At 71.9% G+C, this 25,514-nt stretch carries 29 protein-coding genes; 13 read left to right on the top strand and 16 right to left on the bottom strand.

Annotated elements, in window-relative coordinates:
• Positions 1–20: 20 nt before the first annotated feature.
• Both lpdA and ACWDRB_RS42795 read right to left on the bottom strand, forming a co-directional pair.
• Positions 21–1,385 (bottom strand): dihydrolipoyl dehydrogenase, encoded by a 1,365-nt coding sequence (lpdA, locus tag ACWDRB_RS42800; RefSeq protein ID WP_350728843.1) that lies wholly within the window; start codon positions 1,383–1,385, stop codon positions 21–23.
• Between the two features lie 51 nt (positions 1,386–1,436).
• On the bottom strand, positions 1,437–2,906 hold the full coding sequence (locus tag ACWDRB_RS42795; protein ID WP_449903900.1) for a leucyl aminopeptidase: 1,470 nt from the start codon (positions 2,904–2,906) through the stop codon (positions 1,437–1,439).
• A gap of 97 nt (positions 2,907–3,003) precedes the next feature.
• Here ACWDRB_RS42795 and ACWDRB_RS42790 point away from each other — a divergent pair, with 97 nt between their 5' ends.
• The 3 genes from ACWDRB_RS42790 to ACWDRB_RS42780 are packed head-to-tail and all read left to right on the top strand — an operon-like array spanning position 3,004 to position 5,203.
• Positions 3,004–3,351, top strand: coding sequence for a GntR family transcriptional regulator (locus ACWDRB_RS42790; protein WP_185072825.1), 348 nt, complete (start codon positions 3,004–3,006; stop codon positions 3,349–3,351).
• Complete coding sequence (locus tag ACWDRB_RS42785; RefSeq protein WP_449903897.1) at positions 3,348–4,310, top strand: hypothetical protein; 963 nt, start codon at positions 3,348–3,350, stop codon at positions 4,308–4,310. Before ACWDRB_RS42790 ends, ACWDRB_RS42785 begins: the two co-directional genes overlap by 4 nt.
• Complete coding sequence (locus ACWDRB_RS42780; RefSeq protein ID WP_449903895.1) at positions 4,307–5,203, top strand: CPBP family intramembrane glutamic endopeptidase; 897 nt, start codon at positions 4,307–4,309, stop codon at positions 5,201–5,203. Before ACWDRB_RS42785 ends, ACWDRB_RS42780 begins: the two co-directional genes overlap by 4 nt.
• Before the next feature lie 12 nt (positions 5,204–5,215).
• Here the strand turns inward: ACWDRB_RS42780 and ACWDRB_RS42775 are convergent, their stop codons facing one another.
• Complete coding sequence (locus ACWDRB_RS42775) at positions 5,216–5,953, bottom strand: adenosylcobinamide-GDP ribazoletransferase (protein WP_350728851.1); 738 nt, start codon at positions 5,951–5,953, stop codon at positions 5,216–5,218.
• A 33-nt stretch (positions 5,954–5,986) separates the two neighbouring features.
• On the opposite strand from ACWDRB_RS42775, the gene ACWDRB_RS42770 reads away from it, so the two are divergent.
• Positions 5,987–6,787 carry an ABC transporter ATP-binding protein gene (locus ACWDRB_RS42770; RefSeq protein ID WP_350728852.1) on the top strand — a complete coding sequence of 267 codons (801 nt, stop codon included), beginning with the start codon at positions 5,987–5,989 and terminating at the stop codon, positions 6,785–6,787.
• Between the two features lie 3 nt (positions 6,788–6,790).
• On the opposite strand, the gene ACWDRB_RS42765 is transcribed toward ACWDRB_RS42770, so the two are convergent.
• On the bottom strand, positions 6,791–7,822 hold the full coding sequence (locus ACWDRB_RS42765) for a bifunctional adenosylcobinamide kinase/adenosylcobinamide-phosphate guanylyltransferase (protein WP_449903891.1): 1,032 nt from the start codon (positions 7,820–7,822) through the stop codon (positions 6,791–6,793).
• Between the two features lie 49 nt (positions 7,823–7,871).
• Positions 7,872–8,516, bottom strand: a complete 645-nt coding sequence (locus ACWDRB_RS42760; protein WP_449903888.1) for an SCO2322 family protein — start codon at positions 8,514–8,516, stop codon at positions 7,872–7,874.
• A gap of 82 nt (positions 8,517–8,598) precedes the next feature.
• On the opposite strand from ACWDRB_RS42760, the gene ACWDRB_RS42755 reads away from it, so the two are divergent.
• A complete protein-coding gene (locus ACWDRB_RS42755; protein ID WP_185072832.1) occupies positions 8,599–8,805 on the top strand; it encodes a hypothetical protein in 207 nt (68 codons plus the stop codon).
• A 69-nt stretch (positions 8,806–8,874) separates the two neighbouring features.
• Here ACWDRB_RS42755 and ACWDRB_RS42750 read toward each other — a convergent pair whose 3' ends face one another.
• Positions 8,875–9,873: an aldo/keto reductase family protein gene (locus ACWDRB_RS42750; RefSeq protein ID WP_449903885.1), complete on the bottom strand. Its 999-nt coding sequence runs from the start codon at positions 9,871–9,873 to the stop codon at positions 8,875–8,877.
• A 57-nt stretch (positions 9,874–9,930) separates the two neighbouring features.
• Between ACWDRB_RS42750 and ACWDRB_RS42745 the strand changes: the two genes are divergently transcribed.
• On the top strand, positions 9,931–10,857 hold the full coding sequence (locus ACWDRB_RS42745) for a hypothetical protein (protein ID WP_449903883.1): 927 nt from the start codon (positions 9,931–9,933) through the stop codon (positions 10,855–10,857).
• Between the two features lie 28 nt (positions 10,858–10,885).
• Here ACWDRB_RS42745 and ACWDRB_RS42740 read toward each other — a convergent pair whose 3' ends face one another.
• Positions 10,886–11,467 (bottom strand): DUF3043 domain-containing protein, encoded by a 582-nt coding sequence (locus ACWDRB_RS42740; RefSeq protein ID WP_350728862.1) that lies wholly within the window; start codon positions 11,465–11,467, stop codon positions 10,886–10,888.
• Positions 11,468–11,619: 152 nt separating this feature from the next.
• On the opposite strand from ACWDRB_RS42740, the gene ACWDRB_RS42735 reads away from it, so the two are divergent.
• The 6 genes from ACWDRB_RS42735 to ACWDRB_RS42710 are packed head-to-tail and all read left to right on the top strand — an operon-like array spanning position 11,620 to position 16,280.
• Entirely contained in the window at positions 11,620–12,438 is an 819-nt protein-coding gene (locus ACWDRB_RS42735) for a PspA/IM30 family protein (RefSeq protein WP_350728863.1), read from the top strand.
• Entirely contained in the window at positions 12,435–12,713 is a 279-nt protein-coding gene (gene pspAA / locus ACWDRB_RS42730) for a PspA-associated protein PspAA (RefSeq protein ID WP_185072836.1), read from the top strand. Before ACWDRB_RS42735 ends, pspAA begins: the two co-directional genes overlap by 4 nt.
• Before the next feature lie 3 nt (positions 12,714–12,716).
• Positions 12,717–13,616 (top strand): zinc metalloprotease HtpX, encoded by a 900-nt coding sequence (gene htpX / locus ACWDRB_RS42725; protein WP_363963404.1) that lies wholly within the window; start codon positions 12,717–12,719, stop codon positions 13,614–13,616.
• 8 nt (positions 13,617–13,624) lie between these two features.
• Entirely contained in the window at positions 13,625–14,185 is a 561-nt protein-coding gene (pspAB, locus tag ACWDRB_RS42720; protein ID WP_357729220.1) for a PspA-associated protein PspAB, read from the top strand.
• 29 nt (positions 14,186–14,214) lie between these two features.
• Positions 14,215–15,630 (top strand): alpha/beta fold hydrolase, encoded by a 1,416-nt coding sequence (locus ACWDRB_RS42715; protein WP_449903878.1) that lies wholly within the window; start codon positions 14,215–14,217, stop codon positions 15,628–15,630.
• Positions 15,631–15,677: 47 nt separating this feature from the next.
• A complete protein-coding gene (locus ACWDRB_RS42710; RefSeq protein ID WP_350728870.1) occupies positions 15,678–16,280 on the top strand; it encodes an SIMPL domain-containing protein in 603 nt (200 codons plus the stop codon).
• A 65-nt stretch (positions 16,281–16,345) separates the two neighbouring features.
• On the opposite strand, the gene ACWDRB_RS42705 is transcribed toward ACWDRB_RS42710, so the two are convergent.
• The 8 genes from ACWDRB_RS42705 to ACWDRB_RS42670 all read right to left on the bottom strand — a co-directional run bounded on the left by ACWDRB_RS42705 (position 16,346) and on the right by ACWDRB_RS42670 (position 23,037).
• A complete protein-coding gene (locus ACWDRB_RS42705) occupies positions 16,346–17,236 on the bottom strand; it encodes an alpha/beta fold hydrolase (protein WP_350728872.1) in 891 nt (296 codons plus the stop codon).
• Positions 17,233–17,553, bottom strand: a complete 321-nt coding sequence (locus ACWDRB_RS42700; RefSeq protein WP_397365906.1) for a Nif11 family protein — start codon at positions 17,551–17,553, stop codon at positions 17,233–17,235. The genes ACWDRB_RS42705 and ACWDRB_RS42700 overlap by 4 nt, the downstream gene beginning before the upstream one ends.
• Positions 17,550–17,852, bottom strand: a complete 303-nt coding sequence (locus tag ACWDRB_RS42695; protein ID WP_350728876.1) for a Nif11-like leader peptide family natural product precursor — start codon at positions 17,850–17,852, stop codon at positions 17,550–17,552. The genes ACWDRB_RS42700 and ACWDRB_RS42695 overlap by 4 nt, the downstream gene beginning before the upstream one ends.
• Before the next feature lie 2 nt (positions 17,853–17,854).
• Positions 17,855–18,850, bottom strand: coding sequence for an alpha/beta fold hydrolase (locus ACWDRB_RS42690; RefSeq protein ID WP_449903873.1), 996 nt, complete (start codon positions 18,848–18,850; stop codon positions 17,855–17,857).
• A 19-nt stretch (positions 18,851–18,869) separates the two neighbouring features.
• Positions 18,870–19,979: an NAD(P)-dependent alcohol dehydrogenase gene (locus tag ACWDRB_RS42685; protein ID WP_355191482.1), complete on the bottom strand. Its 1,110-nt coding sequence runs from the start codon at positions 19,977–19,979 to the stop codon at positions 18,870–18,872.
• The gene (locus ACWDRB_RS42680; protein WP_449903870.1) at positions 19,976–20,635 is read right to left on the bottom strand and encodes a hypothetical protein; all 660 of its coding nucleotides are present in this window, start codon (positions 20,633–20,635) and stop codon (positions 19,976–19,978) included. The genes ACWDRB_RS42685 and ACWDRB_RS42680 overlap by 4 nt, the downstream gene beginning before the upstream one ends.
• A gap of 106 nt (positions 20,636–20,741) precedes the next feature.
• Positions 20,742–22,025: a ferritin-like domain-containing protein gene (locus ACWDRB_RS42675; RefSeq protein WP_350728883.1), complete on the bottom strand. Its 1,284-nt coding sequence runs from the start codon at positions 22,023–22,025 to the stop codon at positions 20,742–20,744.
• Between the two features lie 13 nt (positions 22,026–22,038).
• Entirely contained in the window at positions 22,039–23,037 is a 999-nt protein-coding gene (locus ACWDRB_RS42670; RefSeq protein ID WP_449903868.1) for an alcohol dehydrogenase catalytic domain-containing protein, read from the bottom strand.
• Positions 23,038–23,239: 202 nt separating this feature from the next.
• On the opposite strand from ACWDRB_RS42670, the gene ACWDRB_RS42665 reads away from it, so the two are divergent.
• Entirely contained in the window at positions 23,240–24,529 is a 1,290-nt protein-coding gene (locus ACWDRB_RS42665; protein WP_449903866.1) for a sugar phosphate nucleotidyltransferase, read from the top strand.
• On the opposite strand, the gene ACWDRB_RS42660 is transcribed toward ACWDRB_RS42665, so the two are convergent.
• Positions 24,490–25,425, bottom strand: a complete 936-nt coding sequence (locus ACWDRB_RS42660; protein ID WP_449903864.1) for a hypothetical protein — start codon at positions 25,423–25,425, stop codon at positions 24,490–24,492. The genes ACWDRB_RS42665 and ACWDRB_RS42660 overlap by 40 nt on opposite strands.
• Positions 25,426–25,514 lie beyond the last annotated feature (89 nt).

The following is a 25,514-nucleotide window of genomic DNA, read 5'->3' as shown; positions in this document are numbered from 1 at the left end:
TCTGATCTCGAGGGCTTGGACTAGTTGTGTACGTGCAGCGGCTTGCCGGCCAGGGCCAGCATCGCCTCACCCATGGCCTCGGACTGGGTCGGGTGTGCGTGGATGAGCTGGGCGACCTCTGCGGGCAGCGCCTCCCAGTTGTAGATCAGCTGCCCCTCCGTGACGAGCTCGCCGATGCGCCGGCCCACCATGTGGACACCGACGACCGGGCCGTCCTTCTGGGCGATGACCTTCACGGCGCCCGAGGTGCCGAGGATCTGGCTCTTGGGGTTTCCCGCGAGGTCGTAGACCTGCTCGACGATCTCGATGCCGCGCTCGGCCGCCTGCGCCGACGTGATCCCCACCGAGGCCACCTCGGGGTCGGAGTAGGTGATGCGCGGCACGCCCGCGTAGTCGATGGGCGGCGGGTTGAGGCCGGCGATGTGCTCGGCCACCATGATCCCCTCCGCGAACCCGGCGTGGGCGAGCTGCAGGGTCGGGATGAGGTCGCCGATGGCGTAGACGCCGGGCACGGAGGTCTGGCAGTGCTCGTCGACCACGACCGCGCCGCGCTCGATGGCGATGCCCTGCTCCTCGAAGCCCATGCCCGCCGACACCGCGCCGCGGCCGACCGCGACGAGCAGCAGCTCGGCGTCGAGGGTCTTGCCGTTGGCCAGCGTGACGACCACGCCCGTCTCGGTGGTCTTGGCGGTGTCGAAGAAGACGCCCAGCTCGTACTTGATGCCGCGGCGGCGGAAGGCCCGCTCCAGCAGCTTGGAGCTGGACTCCTCCTCGGTCGGCAGCAGGTGCGGCAGCGCCTCGACGATCGTGACCTCGGCCCCGAACGAGCGGTAGACGCTCGCCAGCTCGACGCCGATCACGCCGCCGCCCAGCACGATGACGGACGTGGGCACGCGGCCCATCTTCAGGGTGTGCTCGCTGGTGATGACGCGCTCGCCGTCGATCTCCAGACCCGGCAGCGACTTGGGCGCCGAGCCGGTGGCCAGGACGAGGTTGCGGCCCTCGACGACCTCCGAGCCCACCTGGATCCGGTTGGGGCCGACCAGGCGGCCCTCGCCCTCGACGATCGTCACGCCCGCGGACTTCAGCAGGCCCTGCACGCCCTTCCAGGCCCGCGTCACGATCTTGTCCTTGAACGCGTGCACGCCCTGCACGTCGATGCCGTCGAAGCGCGCCTTGACGCCGTAGGACTCGCTCTCGCGGGTCTCGTCGGCGACCTCGGCGGAGTGCAGCAGGGCCTTCGTGGGGATGCATCCCCTGTGGAGGCAGGTGCCGCCGATCTTGTCCTTTTCGATCAGCGCGACCGACTTGCCCAGCTCAGCCGCCCGAAGCGCGCAGGCGTAACCGCCGCTGCCGCCACCTAGGACGACGATGTCATAGGCCACAGGAAGGCTCCTTGTCGGGGTGTTCGTGATGCCGTCATCTTTTCATTTGTTTCAGATGCTCGCGTGCCGCTCTGCGAGTCCGATGAGGGTACGGGTGATGGCACCCGTGCCGCCCTTCGGGGTGTAACCGTACGGCTCGCCCTTGTTGAAGGCGGGGCCGGCCATGTCGATGTGGGCCCAGCGCACGCCGTCGGGCACGAATTCCTTCAGGAAGATGCCCGCCGCCAGCATGCTGCCCCATCGCTCCGGCTGGAGGTTGGCGATGTCGGCGATCGGCGAGTCGAGGCCCTTGCGCAGCTCCTCCGGGAGCGGCATGCCCCACGCGCCCTCGCCCGCCGCCTTCGCGGCCTCGACGACCAGCTCCCTGGCGGCGTCGTCGTTGGCCATGACGCCGGCCGTGCGCCACCCGAGCGCGACGATCTGCGCCCCGGTGAGCGTGGCCACGTCGACGATCAGGTCGGGCTCGTCCTGCGCGGCCCTGGCGATGCCGTCCATGAGCACCAGGCGGCCCTCGGCGTCGGTGTCGAGCACCTCGACGGTCTTGCCGCTGTAGCTGTGGATGACGTCGGAGGGGCGCTGGGCGGTGCCGCTCGGCAGGTTCTCGGCCAGGCAGAGGTAGCCGACGGCGTTGACCGGCAGGCCGAGCCGGGCGATGCCGATCATGGCGCCGAGCACCGCGCCCGCGCCGCCCATGTCGGACTTCATCCAGTCCATCGAGGCCGACGGCTTGAGCGACAGGCCGCCGGAGTCGAACGTGATGCCCTTGCCCACGAACGCCAGCCGCTTGCCGGCCTCGGGGTGGGTGTAGGAGAGGCGGACCAGGCGCGGCGGGTTGGCCGAGCCCTGGCCGACGCCGATGAGGCCGCCGTAGCCGCCGTCCTTGAGCTGCTTGTCGTCGAGCACCTCGACGCTCAGCCCGGCCTTGTTGCCCTCCTGCTCGGCGATCTCGGCGAACTTCGCCGGCCACAGGTCGGACGGAGGCGTGTTGACCAGGTCGCGGACCAGGGCGACCGAGTCGGCCAGCACGCCCGCGCGCTCGGCGACGCCGTCGGGCTGGCCCGAGACCACGGTGAGCTCGGCGACCGGGGCCTTCTGCTCGCCGTTCGTGCGGTAACGGGCGAACGCGTACGCGCCGAGCAGGCCGCCGAGCGCGACGGCCTCGGCCTCCTCGGGCGTGCCGGTGGGCAGGGCGAGCGCGGCCCTGGAGGTGCCGGCGAGCGACCGTACGGCGGCGCCGGCGGCGCGGCGCAGGCCTTCGGCGTCGGGCGAGTCGCCCAGACCCACCGCGACCAGCAGCGGGGCGGCGATGGCGCCGAACGTGGGAAGCTTGGCCACCTCGCCGGCCTTGCCGGTGAAGGCGACGGCGCGGAGGGAGTCGGCGAGCTTGCCGCCGAAGGCGGCCTCGAGCGACTCGGCGCCCGTGGCGGCGCGTGGGCCGTCCTGTCCTGACCTGAAGCCGACGATCAACGCGTCGGTCGCGATGGAGACTGGATCTGCTGAGTTCAGCCGCACAGTGGTCACGTAAACCGATGCTATCCAGGTCTTCTGCGTACTCACAAACAGGGGTTCATCCTACCAATCGCGAGCCATGCGGAATGGTGCTAGTGTCATTAGCATCATGCTGCTGACGCTCGATCTCAACGACGCCCGGCCCCTGCACGAGCAGGTGGCCGGCGCCATCCGCCGCGCCATCGGAGAGGGCTCCTACCGGCCCGGCGACCGCCTGCCGCCGGCCCGCGACCTGGCCCAGGTGCTCGGCATCAACCCCAACACCGTGCTGCGCGCGCTGCGCGACCTGCGGGACGAGGGGCTGCTGGAGTTCAGGCGGGGCCGGGGGGTCAGCGTCGCGGGGCGCGCCGACGGTCGCGCCCTGCTCGCGCAGCGGGCGCGCGAGCTGCTGGACGAGGCCCGCAAGTACGGCTACGGCCGCGACGACCTCATCGCCATACTGGAGGACCTGCCGTGAATCCCCGAATCACCGCCGTCATATGGGGGCTGTTCATCCTCGCCGCCCAGATCGGGCTGCCGCTGACGCTGCGCGACCGGCTGCCCGACCCCCTGGCCACGCGCTGGGGTCTGGGTGGACTGGCCTCCCGCTCGATGTCCTTGACCACGTACATCGTGGTCACGTTCCTGCTCTGGGCGGTGCTCTGGCTGGTCGCGCTCGCCGCGGCCGAGCGGGCCACGGCCCGCAGGCCGAGCCGGACGGTGTGGTGGGGCGGGCTGTTCGGCCTGGGCGCGCTCGCGCTCGGCGTCAACGTCACGACCGTGCTCGCCAACCTCGACGCGCCTGACTGGGCCGCGGCCCGGTTGCCGGGCTGGCAGGTCCTCGCGGTCATCGCGGCCGGGACCGGCGTCGCCGTCCTCGTGGGTTATCTGCGCAGGGGCGCGGCCGACCAGGATGCCGCTCACCGGATCCCGCCCCTTCTGCGGCTCAGGCCCGGCCGGCGCACCGTGTGGGTCGGCCACGCCGCCAACCGGTGGCTGGCGCTGCTCCCGATCGCCGCCCTGGTCGCCGCCCTGGTGCTGGGCCTGCTCTACGTCACCGGTCTGGTGCCCGGCGGGCAGGCGACGTCGGTCCTGCCCGGGCTCGTGCTCGTGCTGGCGGCCGGGGTGCTGACCTCGTCCGTGTCCGTGCAGGTCGGCGACGGCCGGGTGGCCGTCCGGTTCGGGCCGCTCGGCTGGCCGGCGCGCAGGATCCCCCTGTCGCTGATCGAGTCGGCCTGGTCGGAGACGCGCCATCCGGCCGCGGTCGGGGGCTGGGGCATCCGCGGGCTGCCCGGCAGCTCGACCATCATGCTGCGTGGCGGCGAGTGCCTGGTCATCCGCTACCGCTCCGGCGGTCGGCTCGCGATCAGCATCGACGACGCCGAACGCGGCGCATCCCTCATCAACGCCCTCATCGCGGAGCGAGTGGAGCTATGAAACGACCTCTCCTCATCTTCATCGTCCTGGCCTTCGGGCTCTCATGGGCGGCGGCGCTGCCCCTCTGGTTCGCCGGCGGGATCGGCTCGCCGCTGCTGCGGCCGCTGGCCACGCTCATGATGTTCACCCCGTCGGTGGGGGTGCTCGGCGTCTGGGCGGTCACGCGCACGCCGTTCCGCGAGTGGGCCAGGCAGACCGGGCTCACGCTGGGCGAGCGCAAGGGGCGCACCGGCGTCCTCATCCTGACCGCCTGGCTCGGGGTGCCGCTGCTGCTGCTCCTGGCGGCGTTCCTCAGCGCCGCCGTCGGGCTGTTCTCGCTGGACCTCGACCAGTTCAGCCTGTTCAGGGCGGTGCTGCGGGCCCAGGGCGTGGGCGTGCCCGAGAGCCTCACCACGGCGGTCGTGCTGCAGATCGGGATCGCCGTGGTCGCCGGGCCCGTGCTGAACGCGATCCCCGCGCTCGGGGAGGAGTGGGGCTGGCGGGGCTGGCTGCTGCCCCGGCTCGTCTCCACCAACGGCATGCTCCTCGGGCTGGTCTACACCGGCGTCATCTGGGGCCTCTGGCACGCCCCCCTCACCCTCCTGGGCTACAACTACGCGCGGCTCAGCTCCTGGGCGGCGCTGTTCTTCGTGGGGTTCTGCGTCCTGTTCGGGGTGCTGATCGGGTGGCTGCGGCTGCGCACGGGCAGCGTGTGGCCGGCCGTCGTGGCCCACGGCTCGCTGAACGCCGTCGCCCAGTCCGTCATGCTGCTCGGCGACGCCGCCGCGCCGCCCAACGAGGTGCTGGCCGGCCTGACCGGCCTGGTGGGCTGGGCCCTCATGGCGATCGTCGGCGCGGCCCTGCTCCGCTTCTATCCGGTACGCGTGCCGCAGCCGGTCGCCTCACCCTCCTGATCCCGGGGGCGCTCAGCCGAGGATCGCGCACACTGCCAACGTGGTGGCCGTGGCCGTCTCGACCAGCGCCCCCAGCACGTCACCGGTGATCCCGCCGAGGCGCCGCCGCGCGTGCCCGAGCAGCAGCAGGGCGGCGCCGAGCCCAGCGACCAGGCCGAGCGGCAACACGGGCTCCCTGGCGAGGCCCAGGCAGACGGCGGCGGTGCCGAGGAGGGCGGCCAGGGTGACGAGCAAAGAGGCGGGGCGGCGTACCGTGCCCGCGACCATCGCGCCGAGCCCGTCGGGCCGGGCGGCGGGGACACCCGCCCGGCAGGCCCAGGTCAGCGCCAGCCGCCCGGCCACGCAGGCCGTCACCAGCGCCGCGTACCCGGCTCCGGCCGCCGCGGCGACCTGGACGAGCAGCGTCAGCACCAGCGTCATCACGCCGAACGGCCCGATGTCCGACTTTTTCATGATGTCGAGCGCCTGAGCGGCGGGCTTGCCGCTGCCCAGCCCGTCCGCCAGGTCGGCGAGCCCGTCCAGGTGCAGCCCCCGGCTCAGGACGGCCAGCAGCCCGACCGCCAGCGCCGCCCCCAGCAGCGGCGGCCCGGGCAGGAACAACGGCAGCCCGGCGACCAGCCCGAGCGCGAGCCCGACCACCGGGGCCAGCGTCATCGCCCGCCCCGCGACCTCCCGGTCCACCCGCTCGACCCGCACCGGGAAGACGCTGAGAGTGCCGATCGCCAATGACAGGCCATGCGGAAGGCGCATATCGGACGATCGTAGGCCCACTAGTGTGGCGGGATGCACGTGGTTGAACTCGAAGGCGTAGGTGTCCGAGTTGTCGGCAAGGCGCTGCTGGACGGCGTCGATTGGCAGGTGGACTACGGCGATCACTGGGTGATCCTCGGCCCCAACGGCGCGGGCAAGACGACGCTGCTCTCCCTGGCGGGCGCCGTCCGGCATCCCAGCGAGGGCGCGGTCAAGGTGCTCGGCCACAAGCTCGGCCGGGTGGACGTGCGGGAGCTGCGCCGCCACATCGGCCTGGTCGCGGCCAGCCAGCGGCTGATCGACGAGGAGCTGATGGAGGAGGAGGGCGCGACCGCGCACACCGTGGTGCTCACCGGGCACACGGGGACGAGCGTTCCTCTGTGGGACAAGTACGGCGAAGGCGAGCGCGACCGGGCCCACCGGCTGCTGGCCGACCTGGGGTGCAAGGACCTGGCGGACCGGCCGTTCCGCGTGTGCTCGCAGGGGGAGCGGGCCAGGATCAGGGTGGCCAGGGCGCTCATGGCGGACCCGGCGGTGCTGCTGCTCGACGAGCCGTTCGCGGGGCTCGACCTGCCGGCCAGGGAGGACCTCATCACCGCCGTCGAGGACCTGGCCACGACCCGGCCCGTCCTGACCACCGTGACGGTGACGCACCACCTGGAGGAGGTGCCGGCGACGACCTCCCACGCGATGCTCATGCGCGACGCCAGGGTGCTGGCCGCGGGGCCGGTGGAGGAGGTGCTCACCCCGGACAACCTCTCGGAGTGCTTCGGCCGCCCCCTCCACGTGGACCGGCTCGACGGCCGCTGGTACGCCCGCGCCGTCCGCCCGTAGCGGTCACAGCTCCAGCAGGCGCCCCGCCACCACCAGCGCCACGTACTCGGACTCGGCGGCGAGGCGTTCGTTGAGACGGCCGAGCGCGTCCCGGAAGGCCCGCCCGCTCGGCGTGGCGGGCACCACACCCATCCCCACCTCGTCGGAGACCGCCACGAGGCGCACGGGTGTCTGCCGCCAGGCCGCCACGAGCTCGTCGCAGCGTTCGCGGACGGGCGCGCGGTCGCCCTCCCAGGCCCCGTGTTCGTCGAACACCGCCGTCAGCCACGTCCCGAGCCCGTCGATCAGCAGCGGCGCGGTGGCCTGCCCGATGGCCGAGACGAGGTCGGCGGTCTCGACGGTGGCCCAGTGCGCGGGCCGCCGCTCGCGGTGCGCCCGCACGCGGGCCGCCCACTCGCCGTCCCCCGCGCCGCTCGGGCCGGTGGCCACATAGGTGACGTACGGCTCGGCCGCCAGCCGCAGCTCGGCCTCGGCCGACTTCCCTGACCGCGACCCGCCCAGCAGCAACGTCCGCCACGGCGCCGTCACGCCACCGTCGCGGGGTTGCCTCCCGATGGCCGTCCCGGGGAGCGCCCGGCCGGTCTCCAGCACCGTCCCGTCGGGAACGGCCGACGCGCCCCACAGCCGCAGGAGCCTGGCCAGCTCCTCCGCCGAGCGGACCCGATGGTCCAGCCCGACGGCCACCACCGCGGTCCGGTCGTCCGCCAGCCCCGCCCGCCGCAGCTCCCCTAGCCGCTCGGGCCGGTCGAGCAGGTCGATCAGCACCACGTCGTAACTGGCGGGCCCGTCCACCGGCACCGGCCGGCCCCGTGGGAGGCAGAGCAGCCGGGAGCCGTCAGGGCCGGCCAGCCCCAGCCCGCCCGCGCGGGCCCGGTAGCCGCTCGGCGGATCGTCGAAGGGGAAGCGGGCCACGCCGTCCACGACCAGCTCGAACGGGCGTCGGTGGCCGGACGGGAGCCCGGCGCACGAGGCGCACCGGCAGCCGGGCTCCGGCCATCCCGCGCCGCCCGCCGTACCGGAGACAAGGATTTTCACCGCGCCGAGCGTAGCGTCATGGGCCGGTCGGTGGATGGAACGTTCCAGGTCAGACGCGGGTCCTGGAGCGGCGGCGGGTGGCCGCCACGGCGCCGCCCGCCAGCAGGGCGATGGCGCCCGCGCCGGCCGCGGCCAGCGTGATCGGCAGGCCGCTCCCGGACGGCGCGGCGGACGTGGCGGCGGCCGTCAGGTCGGTGCCGCCTCTCTCCCTGAACGGATAGTCCGCGACCGCCACGACGGCCCCCTGGGCGTTCACCCGGACCTTGGCGGTGGAGGCGAGGAGCTGGGCGGCGGTGGCGTTCTCGGTGCCCGCGACGCACTTCGGCGCGCTCTGCCCGGGAGTCCGCTCGCCGGGGTAGGCGTCGGCCTCCCCGTCGCCGAAGTCCACCGCGACCACCACGCGCTTGTGCCCGGATCCGGCCGCGTCCCGGCCGCACACCGCCTGGAACGACGGCAGGTCCCCGCCGGGAGACTCGCCCCTCGCCCCGTCCGGGGCCACGGAGAAGCGCCATCCGATGACGGAGCCGTCCGGCGGGGCGGCGTCGGCCGTCACGGCCAGCCAGGCCGTCCCGTCGCTCTGCCACGCGCTCCATGTCCGCGGGACCCCGGGGTCGGCGAGGGCGGAGGAGGAGAGCGAGAGGAAGGCGGCCGCCCCGAGGGCGACCCCGGCCGCAACACGATACGCGCGCAGCATCGATTGACCTCCAAGCTCGGGAGTAGGGTTCCAGTGCCTGCGGAGGGTGCGCCGGCGAACCCGCGGAAAAGGAGCGTATGGCATGACATGGCGGTGGCGTTATGAAAATGCAAATGGTGGTGAGGTAACGGATCGCCCTTTGCCGCGAGAAGTTTTTCCGAGCCAGGCGGACGCGGAGTCCTGGCTTGGCGAGAACTGGCGTGACCTGCTCGAATCGGGAGTTGAGCAGGTCGCCTTGCTCGAAGAGGACCGCGTGGAGTACACGGGTTTGTCATTGCGCCAGGAGTGATCTGCGGTAAATGAAAAGCCCCTTGAGCGCCATTGTGGCTCAAGGGGCTGTTTCTCGGGTGGGGACGGGTTACGGGCGGGTGCGCGGGCTCTGCGTCTTGGCCGGGTCGCGCTCCACGACCGGGTCCAGCACGTCGTCGATCCGCTTGAGCACGTCGGCGTCCAGCTTCACGCCCGCGGCCTTGACGTTGTCACGCACCTGCTCGGGGCGGCTGGCCCCGACGATGGCGCTGGAGACGTTCGGGTTCTGCAGCACCCACGCGACGGCCAGCTGCGCCATGCTCAGCCCGAGGTCGGCGGCGATCGGCTTGAGCTCCTGGACGCGGGTCAGCACGTCGTCGTTCATGAACCGGGCGATCATGGCGCTGCCGCTGCCGTCGGTGGCCCGGGAGCCCTCCGGCGGCTGCTGCCCGGGCAGGTACTTGCCCGTGAGCACGCCCTGGCCGATGGGCGACCAGACGATCTGGCCGATGCCCTCCTTCTCGCTCAGCGGCACGATCTCGCCCTCGATGATCCGCCACAGCATCGAGTACTGGGGCTGGTTCGAGACGATCCGGTCGAAGCCCATCTCGTCGGCGATCTTCAGCGCCTGGGCGATCTGGTCGGCGCTCCACTCGCTGACGCCGATGTAGAGGACCTTGCCCTGGCGTACGAGGTCGTCGAACGTCTTGAGCGTCTCCTCCAGCGGCGTCTCGTGGTCGAACCGGTGCGCCTGGTACAGGTCGACGTAGTCGGTCTGCAGGCGGCGCAGCGAGCCGTTGATGGACTCGGTGATGTGCTTGCGTGACAGGCCGCGGTCGTTCTGGCCGGGGCCGGTCGGCCAGTAGACCTTGGTGAAGATCTCCAGCGACTCCCTTCGCACGCCCTTCAGCGCGCGGCCGAGCACCTCCTCGGCCTTCGTCGCCGCGTAGACGTCCGCGGTGTCGAACGTGGTGATGCCCTCGTCGAGCGCCGCCTGCACACACTGCTTGGCGGCGTCCTCCTCGACCTGGGAGCCGTGGGTGAGCCAGTTTCCGTAGCTGATCTCGCTGACTTTGAGACCACTACGACCGAGGTGTCGGAATTCCATGGATCCGACCTTAATCCCGGTCCATGGGGTGATTGGTTTCGGGATAGGGTGCGCGACGTGCTGAAGCTCGTACGGCTGGCGCTGACGGCGGCCATCCTGACCGCGATCGGGGTACGGCTGCGCCGCCGCGCCCGGATGCCCGTCAAGCCGCCCGCGCCTCCGGCCCCGCAGGCGGTCGCACACACGCGGATGGACCTGGCGTGGGTCGCCATCGCGGGAGTGGTGGCGCTGGCACTGGGCGCCGCCCTCATCCCCACGGGGCCGCAGGCGGCGTCCGAGGTGCGGTCGGCCGTCTACCAGATTCAGCAGTCGGTCATGGGCGTGACGATGGGCGCCGACGGAAAGAGCCCGGCGCCCACGCCCACGCCCACGCCCGTCGCGCCCACGCCGGCCACCACGGCCCCGGTGCCGCCTCCGGGCATCCCGGCCGCGTGCATGTTGAGCGGTCAGGCGACGGTACGCCCGATCAGCCCCCGCGTGCGGGCGGCGGTGAACCGGCAGTGGCGGCGCATCGAGCGGTGGCTGCGCGAGCACGCGCCCCGGACGTACGCCTCGCTGGGCGCCCCCGGCAGGGCCGGCACCGTCGCGCTCGCCGAGGCCCAGACGGGCCTGGAGTTCCCCGACGACCTGAGGGCCTCGCTGCTGCGCCACAACGGCATGTCCGGCCCGCCCGGGGCCCGCTTCAGCTTCGGCGAGGAGCGGGTGCTCGGCGTGCGCGAGATCCGCGACCAGTGGCGGGAGAGCTGCGCCGCGCGGGTCGGCAGGGGCGACCCGATCGGCCGGCTGATCCGCGTCGGCACCCTGATCGAGGTCGACGCGGACAGCGGCCACGTGGTGGCGTCGATGGTGGGGCCGGAACCGATCTGGCCGTCGTACCACGCGATGCTGCGCGACATGGCGGACGCGCTGGAGAAGGGCCGCCCCATGTTCGGGGCGCGGGCCACGGTCAAGGGCGGCCTGCTCCGCTGGTCCGACGCTCTGTGAGCGAGCCGTCCCCGGAAGTCGGGGACGGCTACTTCTTGAGCACCGGCTTGCCGCCCGGCAGCACCGTGGGCGGCGGGAAGCGCAGCTTGCGGATCTGCAGCGCCCGCATGGCCGCGTAGAAGCCCACGCCCCGGGTGCTCTCCTGGGGCAGCTTCTCCGCCACCAGGCGCTTCACCTTCCACGCCACGTAGACGGACGTGAACAGCACGCCGATCATCATGATCGGCCAGCCGATGGTGACCGTGTATCCCAGCACCGCGGTGCGGATCGACATGGGCCACGGGATCCACGTCGCCAGCAGGATCAGTAGCGAGAACGGCAGGAAGTACTGGCTCGGCAGCCGCCGGGAATCGACCCACTCACGCGCGAACTTGCGCGCTGCGCCCTTGTCACGAGCAGGAAAATACCGCTCGTCACCTGCGAGCATGCCCTGGCGGGCCCTGTCGCGCTCGGCGGCCTGCTTGGTCCGCATCTGCCGATAGGCCTCTTTGCGGTCTTTCGGTGCATGGACCGGCTGGCGCCGTTTGCTCTCCTGATCACGGCGCTTGGGAGTGGGACGACCTTTACCCTGGGGCTTAGGATCGTCATCGGGGACGGGGGTGTCGTCCACGGAGGTTTGGGAACGGCGTCGCAACACGACGTCAACCCTACCTGGACTGCAACTTAGTGACGCCCTCGTGCGTTATGCGTAGGGTAATCCCAAGGCGGCTGCGCTGCATTGGGTGAACACCAGCACGACCTAGAAGGGGACGGCCGACGCGCATGAGCGTGATGAAGAGACTTTCGATGATCTTCAAGTCCAAGGCCAACAAGGCCTTGGACAAGATGGAGGATCCGCGCGAGACCCTTGACTACTCCTATCAGCGGCAGCTCGAGCTGCTGCAGAAGGTGCGCCGGGGTGTGGCCGACGTCGCCACGTCGCGTAAGCGGGTCGAGCTCCAGGTAACCGGCCTCGAGAAGCAGGCCCAGCGCCTTGAGGAGCAGGGCCGCAAGGCGCTGTCCGTCGGGCGCGAGGACCTCGCCCGCGAGGCGTTGCAGCGTCGCTCCAATCTGCAGACGCAGATGGCCGACCTGAAGCTGCAGCACGACAACCTGCAGGCCGAGGAGGAGAAGCTCACCACTGCTTCCCAGCGGCTGCAGGCCAAGGTCGACGCCTTCCGTACGAAGAAGGAGACGATCAAGGCCACCTACACCGCCGCCGAGGCGCAGACCCGGATCAACGAGGCCTTCTCCGGCATCTCCGAGGAGATGGGCGACGTCGGCCTGGCGATCCAGCGCGCCGAGGACAAGACGGCGCAGATGCAGGCCCGCGCCGGCGCGATCGACGAGCTGCTGGCCAGCGGCGCGCTCGACGACTACACCGGCTCCCGCGGCGACGACATCCAGGCCGAGCTCGACCGCATGGGCGGCGGCATGGACGTCGAGCTGGAGCTGGCCAGGATGAAGGCCGAGCTGGGCCAGGGCCCCGCGCCCAAGAGCGCCATCGAGCAGGGCCAGCCGCAGCAGCAGCCCCAGCCTCAGGCGCAGCCGCAGCAGCACGGCGGGACCCAGCAGCTTCGTCAGCCTGGGGAGCCGGCATGATTGTCAGGATCATGGGCGAAGGCCAGGTACAGATCTCCGCCGACGACATCGCGGTGCTCAACGAGCTCGACACCGAGCTCGAGGCGGCCATCGAGGTCGGCGACGAGCCGATCTTCCGTACGAAGCTGCACGCGTTGCTCGACAAGGTGCGCCAGGTGGGCAAGGCGCTTCCCGACGACAGCCTTGAGCCGTCAGAGCTGATCCTTCCCCCCGCGGACGCCTCGATCGAGGAGGTCCGGGAGATGCTGGGCGACCAGGGCCTCATCCCGGGCTGAGCCGTGGGTACGCGGTTCGCGTCCGACCGCGGGCTGACCACCCGCATGGTCGTGACGATGTTCTTGCTCGGGCTGCTCTATGTCGTGTTCATCGGCGTCCTGATCGCCCTGGGCGTACGGGCGCTGAGCGTGCTGGTGATAGCCGGGGGCCTGCTGTTCGTGCAGTACTTCCTGTCCGACCGCATCGCGCTGTTCGCGATGCACGGGCGGGAGGTCTCGCCTCAGGAGGCCCCTGAGCTGCACGGCATGATCGACCGGCTGTGCGCGCTCGCGGACATGCCCAAGCCTCGGGTGGCGATCGCGGATTCCGACGTCCCCAACGCGTTCGCCACCGGCCGCAACCAGAAGAAGGCCGTCGTCTGCGTGACGACCGGCATTCTGCGCCGCCTGGAGCCCCAGGAGCTCGAAGGGGTTCTCTCGCACGAGTTGTCGCACGTCGCCCACCGCGACGTCGCCGTCATGACGATCGCCTCGTTCCTGGGCATCGTGGCGGGGCTGATGACCAGGTTCGCCCTCTACGCGGGGCTGGGCGGCCGCCGCAACGGCAACCAGGGCGGGGTGCCCGTCGGGCTGATCATCCTGCTCGTCTCCGTCATCGTGTACGCGATCAGCTTCCTGCTCACCCGCGCCCTGTCGCGCTACCGCGAGCTGGCGGCCGACCGCGCCGGGGCCCTGCTCACCCAGCGCCCTTCGGCCCTGGCGAGCGCGCTGGTCAAGATCACCGGCGACATGGCCAGGATCCCGACCCAGGACCTGCGCGAGGCGGCGCCGTTCAACGCCTTCTACTTCGCCCCGGCGGCGGCCCCGGGCCAGACGCTGGCGAACCTGTTCTCCACCCACCCGCCGCTCGAACGGCGGCTGGCACAGCTGTCGGACATCTCCCGGCAGCTCGGAAGGGGCTGAGCCTCGGCATGGGCTGGCTGGACGCCCTGCTAGGCCGGTCGAAGCCGGTCAAGCCCAACCTCGACGCGCTGTTCGCGCTGCCGTCGGCGGCCGTGACGCTGCAGGCCGCGACCGGGCTGGTGCCCACGGGCCTCGGCTCGGTGGCCTTCAGGGCCGCGGAGGGTGGGGCGTTCGCCACGCTGGAACGCGACGTCAAGGAGCTGCTCGGCGAGCGCGTGGAGGAGTCGCGCGACTCCTACGGCTACACCTGGCTCCTGGTGCGCCGCGAGCCCGACGCGCTCGGCGACCTGGTCACCGAGCTGCACGCCGTCAACTCGTCGCTGGAGTCGGCCGGGTTCGGGCCGTCGCTGCTGTGCTCGCTGGTGTCGTTCCGGTCCGAAGGCGACGGCCGCCGGCTGGCCGTCGTGTACCTCTACAAACGCGGGACCTTCTACCCGTTCGCCCCGCTCGCCGCCCAGAGGCGGGACAACGCGCTCGAACTGCAGGTCAGGGGCGCTCTCGAGGGCGAGCTGCCGCTGGAGAAGGATCTCGGCCGATGGTTCCCGGTCTGGGGCGCGCCCGGCCTCTGACCGGACACCCTGGGTGATCTAATGATCACGTGGAGCGAAGGTTGTACGTCCTCGCGGCTTCCGCGTTCATCGTGGCGGCCGTGCTGGGCAGTGCGTGGATCACCGGCCAGTTCACCACGCCGGAGGTCGACAGGACCGACGGGTACGTCAGCGAGCTGGCCGCCCGCGACCAGCCGTGGACGCGGCTGTTCCGCACCAGCGACGCGCTGGCGGGGCTGGCCTGCGCGGCCGGGGTGGCGCTCGTGCCGAGGGTGGCCCGCGAGTGGCAGGCCTGGCTGGCGCTGGCGGCGTTCGGGGTGTTCACGTTCGCGGCCGGGCTGTTCCCGCTGGACTGCGCCACGCTGAGCGACCCGTACTGCGGGCGGCGGGTCATGTCGTCCGCGCACCACGTGCATCAACTGGCCGGGGCACTGGGCACGGCCGCCCTGCTGGCCGCGATGGTGCTGCTCAGCGCGCGCTGGCGGTCGTGGGTGTCGTGGCTGTTCACGTGGCTGGGGCTGGCGGCCACGCTGCTCACCGCCGCCGCGCTCGCCGACCGGCACGGGGTGGGGCTGGCCCACCGGGCGCAGCTCACGCTGTTCGCGGTCTGGCTGGTGTACGTGGCCGTCCACCTGCTCATCACCGACGACCCGCCCGTCCCGCCGATCACGGCCGAGGCGGTCGATCACGACGGCGGATACGCCGGGCCGCACGTGGTCGAGCAGGGGGCCGGGCCCGTCGTGCTGATCACGGCCGAGCTCGGGGGCGCCTGGTTCCACTGGGGCGCGGTGGCCGGGCTGCTGGCCGGGACCCGTCACGTCATCCGCTTCGACCGCTGCGGCCTCGGCCTCAGCCCGCACGCGACCGCCCCGCCCACCCTGTACACCGAGGTGGCCCGCCTGGCCGCGCTGGCCCCGTCCCATCCCGAGCAGGTGACCCTCGTAGCCCACGGCGTGGCCTGCTGGCACGCGGAGGCGTTCGCCAGGCTGCACCCGCTGCGCGTGGCCAAGCTCGTCCTGGTGGATCCGGCCCCGGTCACGGAGCGCAAGCCGTCCGCGCCGGCCAGGACCGCCGGCCAGTGGCTGCCCGCCCTGGGCGGCACGTGGGGCGCGACCGCCGTGGCCCGCCTCGCCGGGCCCGCCGCCCACCGGCTGCTCGTCGGCGTGCCCGACCCGTACGGCGTCTACCGCACGGGCAAGGTGCTCACCGCGGCGGCGGGGGAGTGGCTGGCCCGTCGCGACATGGTCGCCGACCTGCTGCGGGTGCGGGAGGAGACGCAGTTCCCCGGCGTGCCGGTCACCGTGATCAGCGCCGGTGGGCGGGACCTGGGCCACGCGCGGCTGGCCGGGGCCCTGTCCGCCACACTCGTACGCCTGCCGGAATGCGGGCACCAGATCCAGCTCGAGAATCCCGGGGCGGTCGCGGAGGCCGTCCTGGACGCGACGGGCATCGGCCGGGCGGGATGACGCCGGGCGTTCTAGGATCGATGCGGGACCCGTTCGAGGGAGTAGGCGTGGACATCACCGTCGTCGGCGAGGGCGCCGTCCTGGCCGCACCCGACATCCTCCGGCTGCACGCGGGCGTCGAGGTCCGCCGGGCCTCCGCCGCGGATTCCTTCACCGCCGTCCGGGCCGCCGCCGCCCGGCTGGCCGAGGCCCTGGCCCGGGAGGGCATCGCCGCGCAGGACGTGCGCACGGTGGAGCTGTCGCTGGGCCCGGAGTACGAGGTCTACCCGAAAGTGGCCGCCTACCGGGCGGTCCAGGGGGTGGAGGTGATCGTCCGCGACCTGTCCAGGGCCGACCACGTCATCGACACGGTCGCCGGGGTGGGGGAGGAGGCCCGGCTGAACGGCCTGGCGTTCGAGGTGTCGGACCCGTCGGGCGTCCTGAGGGAGGCGCGTACCCGGGCCTTCCGCGACGCCGCCGCCAAGGCCGCCCACTACGCCGAGCTGGCCGGGCGCCCGCTGGGCCGGGTGGTCTCGGTGAGCGAGGACGTCAGGGGCGGCGGCCCCCAGCCCCTCACCATGGCCGCCGCGGTGGCCGAGACCAGCGCCTCCATCAGTCCCGGCCGCCAGTCCCTCACGGTGACCGTCCGGCTCGGCTACGACTTCGCGTGACTGGGGGGTGCCTGAGGTCGGCGCCGTGGATGAGACGTGCGCCCCGGTGACGGGGCGCACGGGTCTCACATGGGGTTGCGCTTGAGGAAGGTGTGGGCGGCCTCGCCGACGGCCACCGGGTTCATGCTCTGCAGCCCGTGCGTGGCGTTGGGGATGCCGCACCGCTCCGCCTGCGGCAGCCAGTTCATGAGGAAGCGCTGCGCGTCACGGAACCCCGGCATCGCCGACTCGCTGTCGAGGCCCATCACCGCCAGCACCGGCATGTCCGGCTTCCGCGTGACCAGCCGGTCGGCCTCCGACGGCTTGAAGCCCCACTGCGAGATCGCCGGGAAGTCGACGGTGAAGGTCGTGTCGACGCACGCCTCGACGCGGTCCCACACGTCGAGCGGCCCGGTCATCTCCACGGCGGGCAGGAAGCTCGGCCCGCACACCGCCTCCATGTAGAGCTGCGCCGCGCCGAGCTTGTCGCCCGTCTCGTACAGCTTCATCGCGTTCATGTAGGCGTCGATGTTGGCCTGGATCGCGTCCGGCGCCTCACGCGGCAGGTACGGCTCCAGCAGGATCGCGCTGTGCGCCCGCTCCGGGTACGACAGCAGGAACTGGAAGGCGATCACGCCGCCGAACGAGAAGGCCATGATGTGCGCCTTCTCGATGCCCAGGTGGTCGAGCAGCTCGGCGACGTGCTGCGCGCCGCCCTCGATGCTCAGCTCGGGCTTGTCCAGCGTGCTGCCGTTGTAGCCGGCCCGGTAGTAGCTGATGAGCTGGTAGTCCTGCAGCAGCGGGGGGTAGAACCGCATGGGGGTGATGAGGCTGTCGGCGATGCTGGTGCCGTGGATGCACAGCACGGGCTCGCCCTCGCCGAGCACGGTGTACCTGAGCTCGGCGCCGGTCACCGGCGCCCGCAGGTTGTGCTCGACGTTCCATTCGCGCCCGATGTAGAGGGCGTTTCGCATCATGGCTTGTGCTCCAATCCGACCAGCAGGCCGGTCTCGTCGAGGCTGGGGACGAGGTCGAAGACGAGGAACTCCAGGTAGTACCGGCCCCACAGCAGGCCCCAGAGCGGGAACCGCTCGTTGAACTCCTCGCCGCGCTCGTGCGCCAGCCGCCCCTCCAGCTCCCAGATCAACGAGTTGAACTCCTGCGCGGTGAACGGCTGCCCGGCCGCGGCGGCGGCCGCGATGACCTCGTCCTTGGACTTGTCCTTGAGCCGGTCGACCAGGTCCGGCCGCTCGGCCAGACCGCGCAGGAACCCGATGACGTTGGCTTCGCTCATGCCAGCTCCTCGCGGGAGTAGCGGGCGACCACGTGGTCGACCAGGTAGTCGAGGTAACGCGCGCCCCACATGTGCCGCCACAGGGTGCTGCTCCCGTCGAACGGCTCCCCGTCCTTGTGGATGACGACGTCCGCCTCCAGCCGGCCGATGACCCGCTCGGCGTCGTCCTCGGTGAAGGCGAACCCGTCGTTGCGGGCGTGGAACAGGACCCGGGGAAGGTCCATGGGGGAGTAGCGGGCCAGCAGACCGGGATCCGACCGGGCCGCCTCCAGGAACCTGACGAACTCCGCCTCGGCCACGGCTAGCTCTCCAGCGCGTGTCTGATGACGTCGTCGATGGCCTTCACGTCGGGCTCGGCCAGCCCGAACGTGGCCAGATGGCCGTAGACGCTGTCGATCTGGCGGAACGTCGCGCCGGGGATCCACTCGGCGTACTGCCTGAGCTCGTCCGGCGGGAACAGCGCGTCGCCGGTGAAGCCGGCGATCGTGGTCTTGGCCTTGATCCGGCCCAGGACCTCTCGCAGGGACTCGCCTTCGGCCCCCGGCCAGGCGGCGCGGGCCTTGCGGGCCTGGGTGACCACGTCGTTGGGGTCCTGCGGGAGCCAGAAGCCCTCCCAGAAGCCCTCGACGAACGCGTCCACGCTGTCGAAGCCCAGGGTGCGCCAGACGTCGGCGCCGGCGTAGTAGAACGTGCGGGGCGGGGCGGTCAGCGCCGAGCCGTGCCCGACCCGGGCCAGGCCGCCGCTGACGCTCGCCGCGTCCGTGTAGGCGCCCCCGGCGTAGTTGGGGTCCGCGGTGATGGGCTCCTCCACCACCGTCTTCAGCCAGAGCTTGGTCCACGGCGGCGGGGTGGGCGCCCCGGCGATGGGAGCGATGCTCCGTACGAGGTCGCCGAAGCGCAGCGCCCACTCGTACACCTGGATCGCGCCGATCGACCAGCCGAGCGCCAGCCGGATCTCGCGGACGCCGAAGACCTCCTCCAGCAGCCGCTGCTGGGCGATGACGTCGTCGGCGATGGAGACGACCGGGAAGGGCCGCGACGGGGTGTTGCTCGGCGCGGAGGACGGCGGGAGGCCGAAGTGGCCGGGCAGCACGATGAAGTGGGTGCGGGGATCGAGCGCGCGGTTCTCGCCGATCCAGCCGTTGAGCACCTCGGCGGGGGCGCCGAGGAAGGTCGGGAAGACGACCACGTTGTCCTTGGCCTGGTTGAGCTCACCGAAGGTCTGGTACGCCAGCCGGGCGCCGGGCAGCGTGTCACCCGAGGTGAGCGGGAAGTCGCCGAGCTCGAAGATGTTCATTCCTGGCTCCAAACGTCGTTCACGCGTCGAACCGCAGAATCGTCTTGATGTTCTTGCCGGACCTGAAGTCGTCCGCCGCGGCCTGGATGTCGGCGAAGTCGTACTCCTTGATGAGCGGCTGCACGGGCAGCCGGCCGCCGCGGATCAGCCGCGCCAGCAGCGGGATGAGCCGGTCGGGGTCGCTGTCGCCCTCGCAGACGCCCAGGATCCGCCGCCCCGGCAGCAGCCGGTGCACGTCGACCGAGACCTCCACCCCGTACGGCGGAGCGCCCACGACGGCCACCGCGCCGCGCGGTGCGAGCGCCTCGATGCCGGCGCGCAGCACGTCGGGGTTGCCCACCGCCTCGACCACGTAGTCGACGCCGGCGCCGCCGGTGATCTTCCGCAGCTCGTCGGCCAGGTCGAGGCCGGTCGAGTCGACGGTGTGGGTGGCGCCGATCTTGGCGGCCAGCTCGAGCTGCGCCGCCTGCCGGCCCACGGCGATGATCTGGCTGACCGGGGTGAGCGCCGCGCCCATGATGGCGGCCAGGCCCACCGCGCCCGTGCCGATCACCGCGATGGACGTGCCGGCCTCCGGGCGCAGCGTGTTCCACACCGCGCCGGTGCCGGTCTGGACGCTGCAGGCCAGCGGGGCCAGCAGCTCGAACGGCAGGTCCGGGTCGACCTTGACGACGCTGCGCTCGTCGGCGATGGAGTGGCGGGCGAACGACGACTGGCCGAAGAACCGGCCGCCGAGCGCGACGCCGTCCCTGCTGATCGGCGAGCTGCCGTCGCGCCGCTTGCCGCCGATGAGGTTCTGCGGGATCCACGTGGTGCAGTAGGCGGGGTGGCCGATCCGGCAGGAGGCGCAGCTCCCGCACGAGGTGAAGGTGAGCACGACGTGGTCGCCCGGCTTGACCTTGGTCACGCCCGGGCCCGTCTCCTCCACGACGCCGGCCCCCTCGTGCCCGAGCACGCCCGGCAGCGGGAACGGGATGTGCCCCGCCGCCACCGTGAGGTCGGTGTGGCAGATGCCGGCGGCCTTCATCCGGACGAGGATCTCGCCCTGGCGCGGGGCATCCAGCTCGACGTCCCGGAGGGTGAACGCCGCTCCCGGCGATTCGACGACTGCGGCTTGGGTGGTGGTCACGAGTGTCTCCGATCGTCGGGGGTGAGGGTGTACGAGCTCGTGACGTGGGTCCACTCCGCCGGCCCCCACTCCGCGCCATCCCCGACCTGGGGCGGAGCTCCGACCACGCGGACCACGTAGTAGTCGAGCAGGCCCGGGGCCCGGCGGGTCCAGATCGAGCCGAGCTCGTCGTGGTGGCGCTGGCCGAAGTAGAGCCGATCCTCGTCCCGGCCGTGCGAGCGGGCCAGGCCGAGCAGGTCGTACTCCCGCGGGCACTCGTCCACGCCCGGCAGGTCCAGGATCGAGCAGCCGCCGTGGGACACGTCCTGCCACTCGCCGGGCTGCCAGTTGCCGTCGCCCGCCTTCACCTCGTCGGCGCCGGCGACGAGCCCGGTGTCGAACAGGCGCAGGCAGACCTTGGTCCGGGAGAAATCGGCGTCGCGCGCGCCGGGCGTTCGTTCGCTGGGGCCGAGGAGCTCGAACATGCCCGTGATGATGAGCTCGAAGAGCCGGCTGTCGCAGCCGGGGTCCTTGTAGGCATTGAAATGAATGGCCCAGAAAGGACTGTGCAGCCAGAAGTCGTCCACCCCGAATATTCCCGGGAATACTTCGGCGGCGACCGGGCTGCGCCATCGGCCGGAGAGTTCGGCGACCGTGAATTCGGCGCTGGTTTCCATCACACCTCGCATGAGTCAATTCTTTTTCCGGCGGCCCGGCCGACGTCAAAGAGCCGGGTCGTACATTGGCAAGTCGGCCGGGCGGCGCGAGGTAATTCGTGAAGTCCTACGACGGGAGCAGTGCCGGCGGCACGTGTGCGCGCACCCGCTCGGCCAGCTCGGCCGCCCGGACGCCGGCCGCCGCGGCGGCCGCGGACGCCGGTCCGCCGGCCTTCTCGGCGGCCCTGCAGCGCTCCACGAGCACTCTCATGCGCTCGTGCAGCAGCGCCCAGGAGGGTTCGCGCCAGGGCACGAAGTTGCTCATGGCGTAGTACATCTCGAACGCGAAGCCCGCCGTGCGGCCGGGGTGCTCGGGGCCGACGGGCATGGTGGTCATGGCGGTGGCCAGCGGCCGCAGCACCTCGGCCATCATGCTGATCGACGTGCCGACGAGCAGGCCCAGCTGCTCCTCGCTCTCGTCGGTGTGCGTGAAGAACCTGGTCAGCAGGTGCAGCACCAGCTCATAGGCCACCGCCGCCAGCTCGGCCGTGCGGCGGGTGCCGGGGTCGGTGATGAGCGGCTGGGGCTCCACGATGTCGTAGGGCTGCTTGAGGTAGGCGGCGAGCGCCGGTCGCGCCGGGTCGAAGCCCGGATCGAGCGCGCGCAGCTCCTCGTACTCCCGCCACACCGCGAGGAAGCGCCCGTAGTGGGCCTGCTGCCAGTCGCCACGCGCGCCCTCGCCCTGCTCGATGATGAGATCGATCGCGGTGAACGCGGACTTCAGGTCCGTGACCGCGACGAGCTGGGGCCAGCGGAACAGCTCCGGCGTGGCCTGGGCGCGCGGGGACCCGACGAACACGGCGCGCTCCCCGAGCTCCGCGCAGAGCGCCCGCAGCCCTTCCTCGATCCCGCGGTACAGGTGGCCGATCGTCGCGTACTCCTGACCCCTGGGCATGAGGTCGGCGGGGTCGAGCCGGACGCGGCTGGGCGGCACCGGCTCGAACTCCTCGGCGTCCTGCAACTGCATGCCCTCGGGGCGCTCCAGGTACAGGAAGTGACGCAACGCCTGCTCGCCGAAGGGCAGCAGATCGAGCTGGATGCCCGACGGGAAGTATCCCGAGCGCTGCGGGAAGTTCGGGCGGGTGAAGGTCGGCGCCGCGCCGATGGCGGCCAGCAGGTTGGACACCAGCGCCAGGTGGAGCATCTCCTCGACCGCGATGGAGTGCAGGACCCTGCGCCAGCGGGCGACCGCGTCCGCCTGCTCGGCCGTCAGGCCGTCCTCCGTCCCGTTCTTGAGGCTGGCCTCGGCGAAGAGGTACTGGCTCAGGATCATGTGTTCCAGCTGTGAGGCCTCGTTGAGCAGCCACCACAGGTGCTCCCGGTTCGCTATGACGATCGGGGGCTCGGACATGCGGGGATCCTCCTCAGTTGGGGGTGAGTACGGCGCGGTAGCGCACCTGGCCTGCCTCCACCCGCTTGAGCACCTCGTTGACCTCGGCGAACGGGTAGGTCTCCACGCGCGGCCTGACCTTGCCCGCGGCCATCAGCGTGAGCACCTCGACCAGGTCGGAGCGGTTGTTGTGGGTGCTGCCCTTGATGGAGCACTGCTTGAACAGCAGCGTCATCATGTCGTCGATCTTCAGCGGGCCGGTGACGCCCATCGTGACCAGCCGCCCGCCGTAGCGCAGGCCGGACAGCACGCGGGCGACCAGGTCCGCCGAGGTGGTGGTGGCCAGGATGATGTCGGCGCCGCCGGCGTCGGCCAGCGCCTTGCCGGGGTCGTCGCCGACCACGACGCCCTCCGCGGCGCCCAGTTCCTTGGCGTACTCCGCCTTGTCGGGCGAGGTGGTGAGCACGACCGTCTCCAGGCCGATGGCGGCGGCCAGCTGCACCGCCATGTGCCCGAGCCCGCCGACGCCCAGCACGCAGACGCGCTCGCCCGGCCGGGGGTCGGCGTTGCGCAGGCCGCTCATCGAGGTGAAGCCGGCGCAGAAGGCCACCGCCGCGTCGGTGTAGTCCAGGCCGTCGGGCAGCAGCGTGCACCCCGACTCCCAGGCCACCATCAGGTCGGCGTAGCCGCCGCCCATGTCCATCCAGGTCGTGGTGTGCGAGCAGGCCACCGGATGCCAGCTCTGGCACTGGATACAGCGCCCCTCGCCGCGCTGCATCCACGAGACGCCGACCCGGTCGCCCACCCGCAGGGTGGTGGCGCCGGGGCCGAGCGCCACCACCTCGCCCACCGGCTCGTGCCCCGGCACGATCGGCAGCCGCACCGGCCAGTGGCCGCGGTGGACCAGTACGTCGCTGAAGCACATGCCGCACGCCTGGATGCGTACGACGACCTGGCCGGGCCCGGGCTCGGGATCGGGGAGGTCCTGGAACTCCCATGGGGAGTTGAGTTGCGTGATGACGGCTGCGCGCACGGTCTCCTCCTCGGCGAGACACGTCAGGGAGGCCCACAATAAATATCCGGCCCGCGCCGGCGGCACCCTGACTTAACGGAAACCACGGTGCTTTTGTCAGACGCGGACCTGACGAAATCCCGGCGTTCGGCGGCCGAAACGGGCCATATTCCCGGGGCGAATGGTACGAATAAGTCACCGCCCGTTGTCCTTGGAGGTTGCCATGCCTTCTATTGCCGCCATCGCACTGGCCGGCGGCCGCGGCCTCCGCGCCCGCCCGCTCACCCTCGAAGGTTCCGGTCACATAAGGAGCAAGGCCGCCGTCCCTTTTCTCGGGCGGCCGGTCATCGAATGGCTCGTCGCGGGCCTCCGCGACCAGGGAATAACGAGTTTCCACGTGGCGGCCAACGGCCGGGAGAATCGTTATCAGGTCAAGGAGGCGCTGGGGTACGGCGAGCGGCTCGGGGTCTCGGTGCGCTATTCGCGGCCGCGTACGGACCGGTTCAACACCGGCTCCGGGCAGGCGACGCTCAGCGTGATCGAGGAGCACGGCCTGCTCGGCCACGCCCTGGTGCTGCCGACCGACTCGCTGTTCGAGTTCGACCTGGCGGCACTGGTGCGCGACCACCTGGCGAGCGGGGCGGTGGTGACCGTCGGCCTGGTCCATCGGACGGCGGCGGAGGTGGCGGGCACGTACGGGCTGGTGCTCGCGGACGGCGCCGGCCGGATCCAGCGGTTCATCGAGAAACCGCCCCTGGAGACCATCGCGGCGGTGACCGCCGACCTGGACAGGGTGCCCATCAACGCCGGGCTCTACCTGGTGGACTGCGCCAGGCTGCGCGCTCTGGGCGCCACCGACGAGCTGGCGGCGCTGGCCGGGCGGGGGCTCGACTGGGGCGGTGACCTGCTGCCGTGGCTGGTGTCGCGCGGCCACCGGGTCATGTGCTCGCCCCTGGCCAAGGTGGGCGACCTGGGCAACCCCCGCGACTACCTGCTCACCATGGCCGAGGCCCTGGCCGGCGGCTACCCGAGCCTGCGGCTGCCGGACGGGCCCGTGATCCACCCCTCCTCGCTGGCGCGCCGCGACGAGGTCAGCGGGCTGACGCTGGCGGAGAAGCTGGCCGCCGGGCTCGTCCACGTGGGTCCCGGCGCGTGGATCGGCCGGGACGTCGAGATCGGCCCCGGCGTGGTGCTGCGCGACTCGTACGTCGGCGACGAGGCGGACCTGCACCCGTGGTGCCGCCTGGAACGGGTGGCCTGCCTGGACGGCGCGATCATCGGGCCGGGCGCGCGGCTCAGCGACGCGTACGTGGGCGTGATGGCGAGGGTGGACTCGTCGCTGGAGCGCCCGGCCGTCATCGACGGCTTCACCGCGCTCGGCCACGAGGTACGCGTCGCCGAGGGCGCCGGTCTCAGCGGCGTCATCGCCTATCCGGGACAGACCGTGACCGGGGCCGGGCACTCCGGCGGGCGTCAGTCGCCGACGTCGTCCGGCTCCTCGACCCGGTCGTAACGGAGCCGGGTCTCGATGGCGTAGGCGTGCGGCGCGTACCCGGTGCGCAGGTCCTGGAAGACGGTCCACGCCTCCATCGGGTCGCGCTCGGCCGGCAGCCCCGCCTCGTGGGCCAGCAGCAGCGTGTCGGAGAAGTTGCGCTCCTCCCGCCCCTGCAGGCTGACCGGGATGGGCGGCAGCGTGATGCACAGCCCGTGGGTCAGCCGGTGCATGCAGCGCGTCCCCGTCGCGAGCAGGGCCCTCGTGTGCGCCGGAGCCCAGCTCGGCGCGAGCGCCTCGATGAGCGCGGCCACGTCCAGGACGATGACCGCGGCCTTGAGCCAGTCGAGGTCGCCCGCGGGGCGGCGGAACGTGAGCGCCGGATGGGCGAGGTGGGAGTGCTCCACCTCGGCCATCCACACCGTCCACTCGGCGAACATGGTGTCGAGGTGGTCGCGCGAGCCGGTCTTGAGGTAGGACGCGAGCATGGTGTCGGCGTCGCGCGGGTTGCACACGCTGCCGGCCAGCCTGGCCACCAGCCGTTCCCGCCGGGAGTAGGCGGCCAGGAAATGCCCCAGGTACGTCGTGATGGCCGCTACCATCAGCAGCCTGGACGCCCACTCGGCCTCGCGCAGCGGCGTGCCCTCCAGCAGCGCGAACCCCGCCGAGGACACGCCGAGCCAGATCGCGGCCACCGTGACGACGGCCAGCGGCCCGCACAGGTCGAGCAGCGGCTCCCGCAGGACGGGCGGGACCCGGCCGGCCATCGCGAGCATGGGACCGGCGAAGGCCCGCAGGACGCCGCGGACCAGCCGGGTCGGCCTGCCCCGGGGGGTGAACACGGTCAGCACGACGCTCAGCCACACCGCCGCCACGAGCGCGGCGCCGGCCAGCGTTCCCAACACGGCTGTCACCATGCCCGTATCCTTCCGGCTCTTGACTGGAATGCCCAAGAATTAGTTAGTGCTAGCAGTCGGAATGCCACCTTCAAAAGAGCGGAGACGAG

This window comes from Nonomuraea sp. NPDC003707, from assembly GCF_053587055.1.
This window is presented reverse-complemented; position numbering and strand designations above follow the sequence as displayed.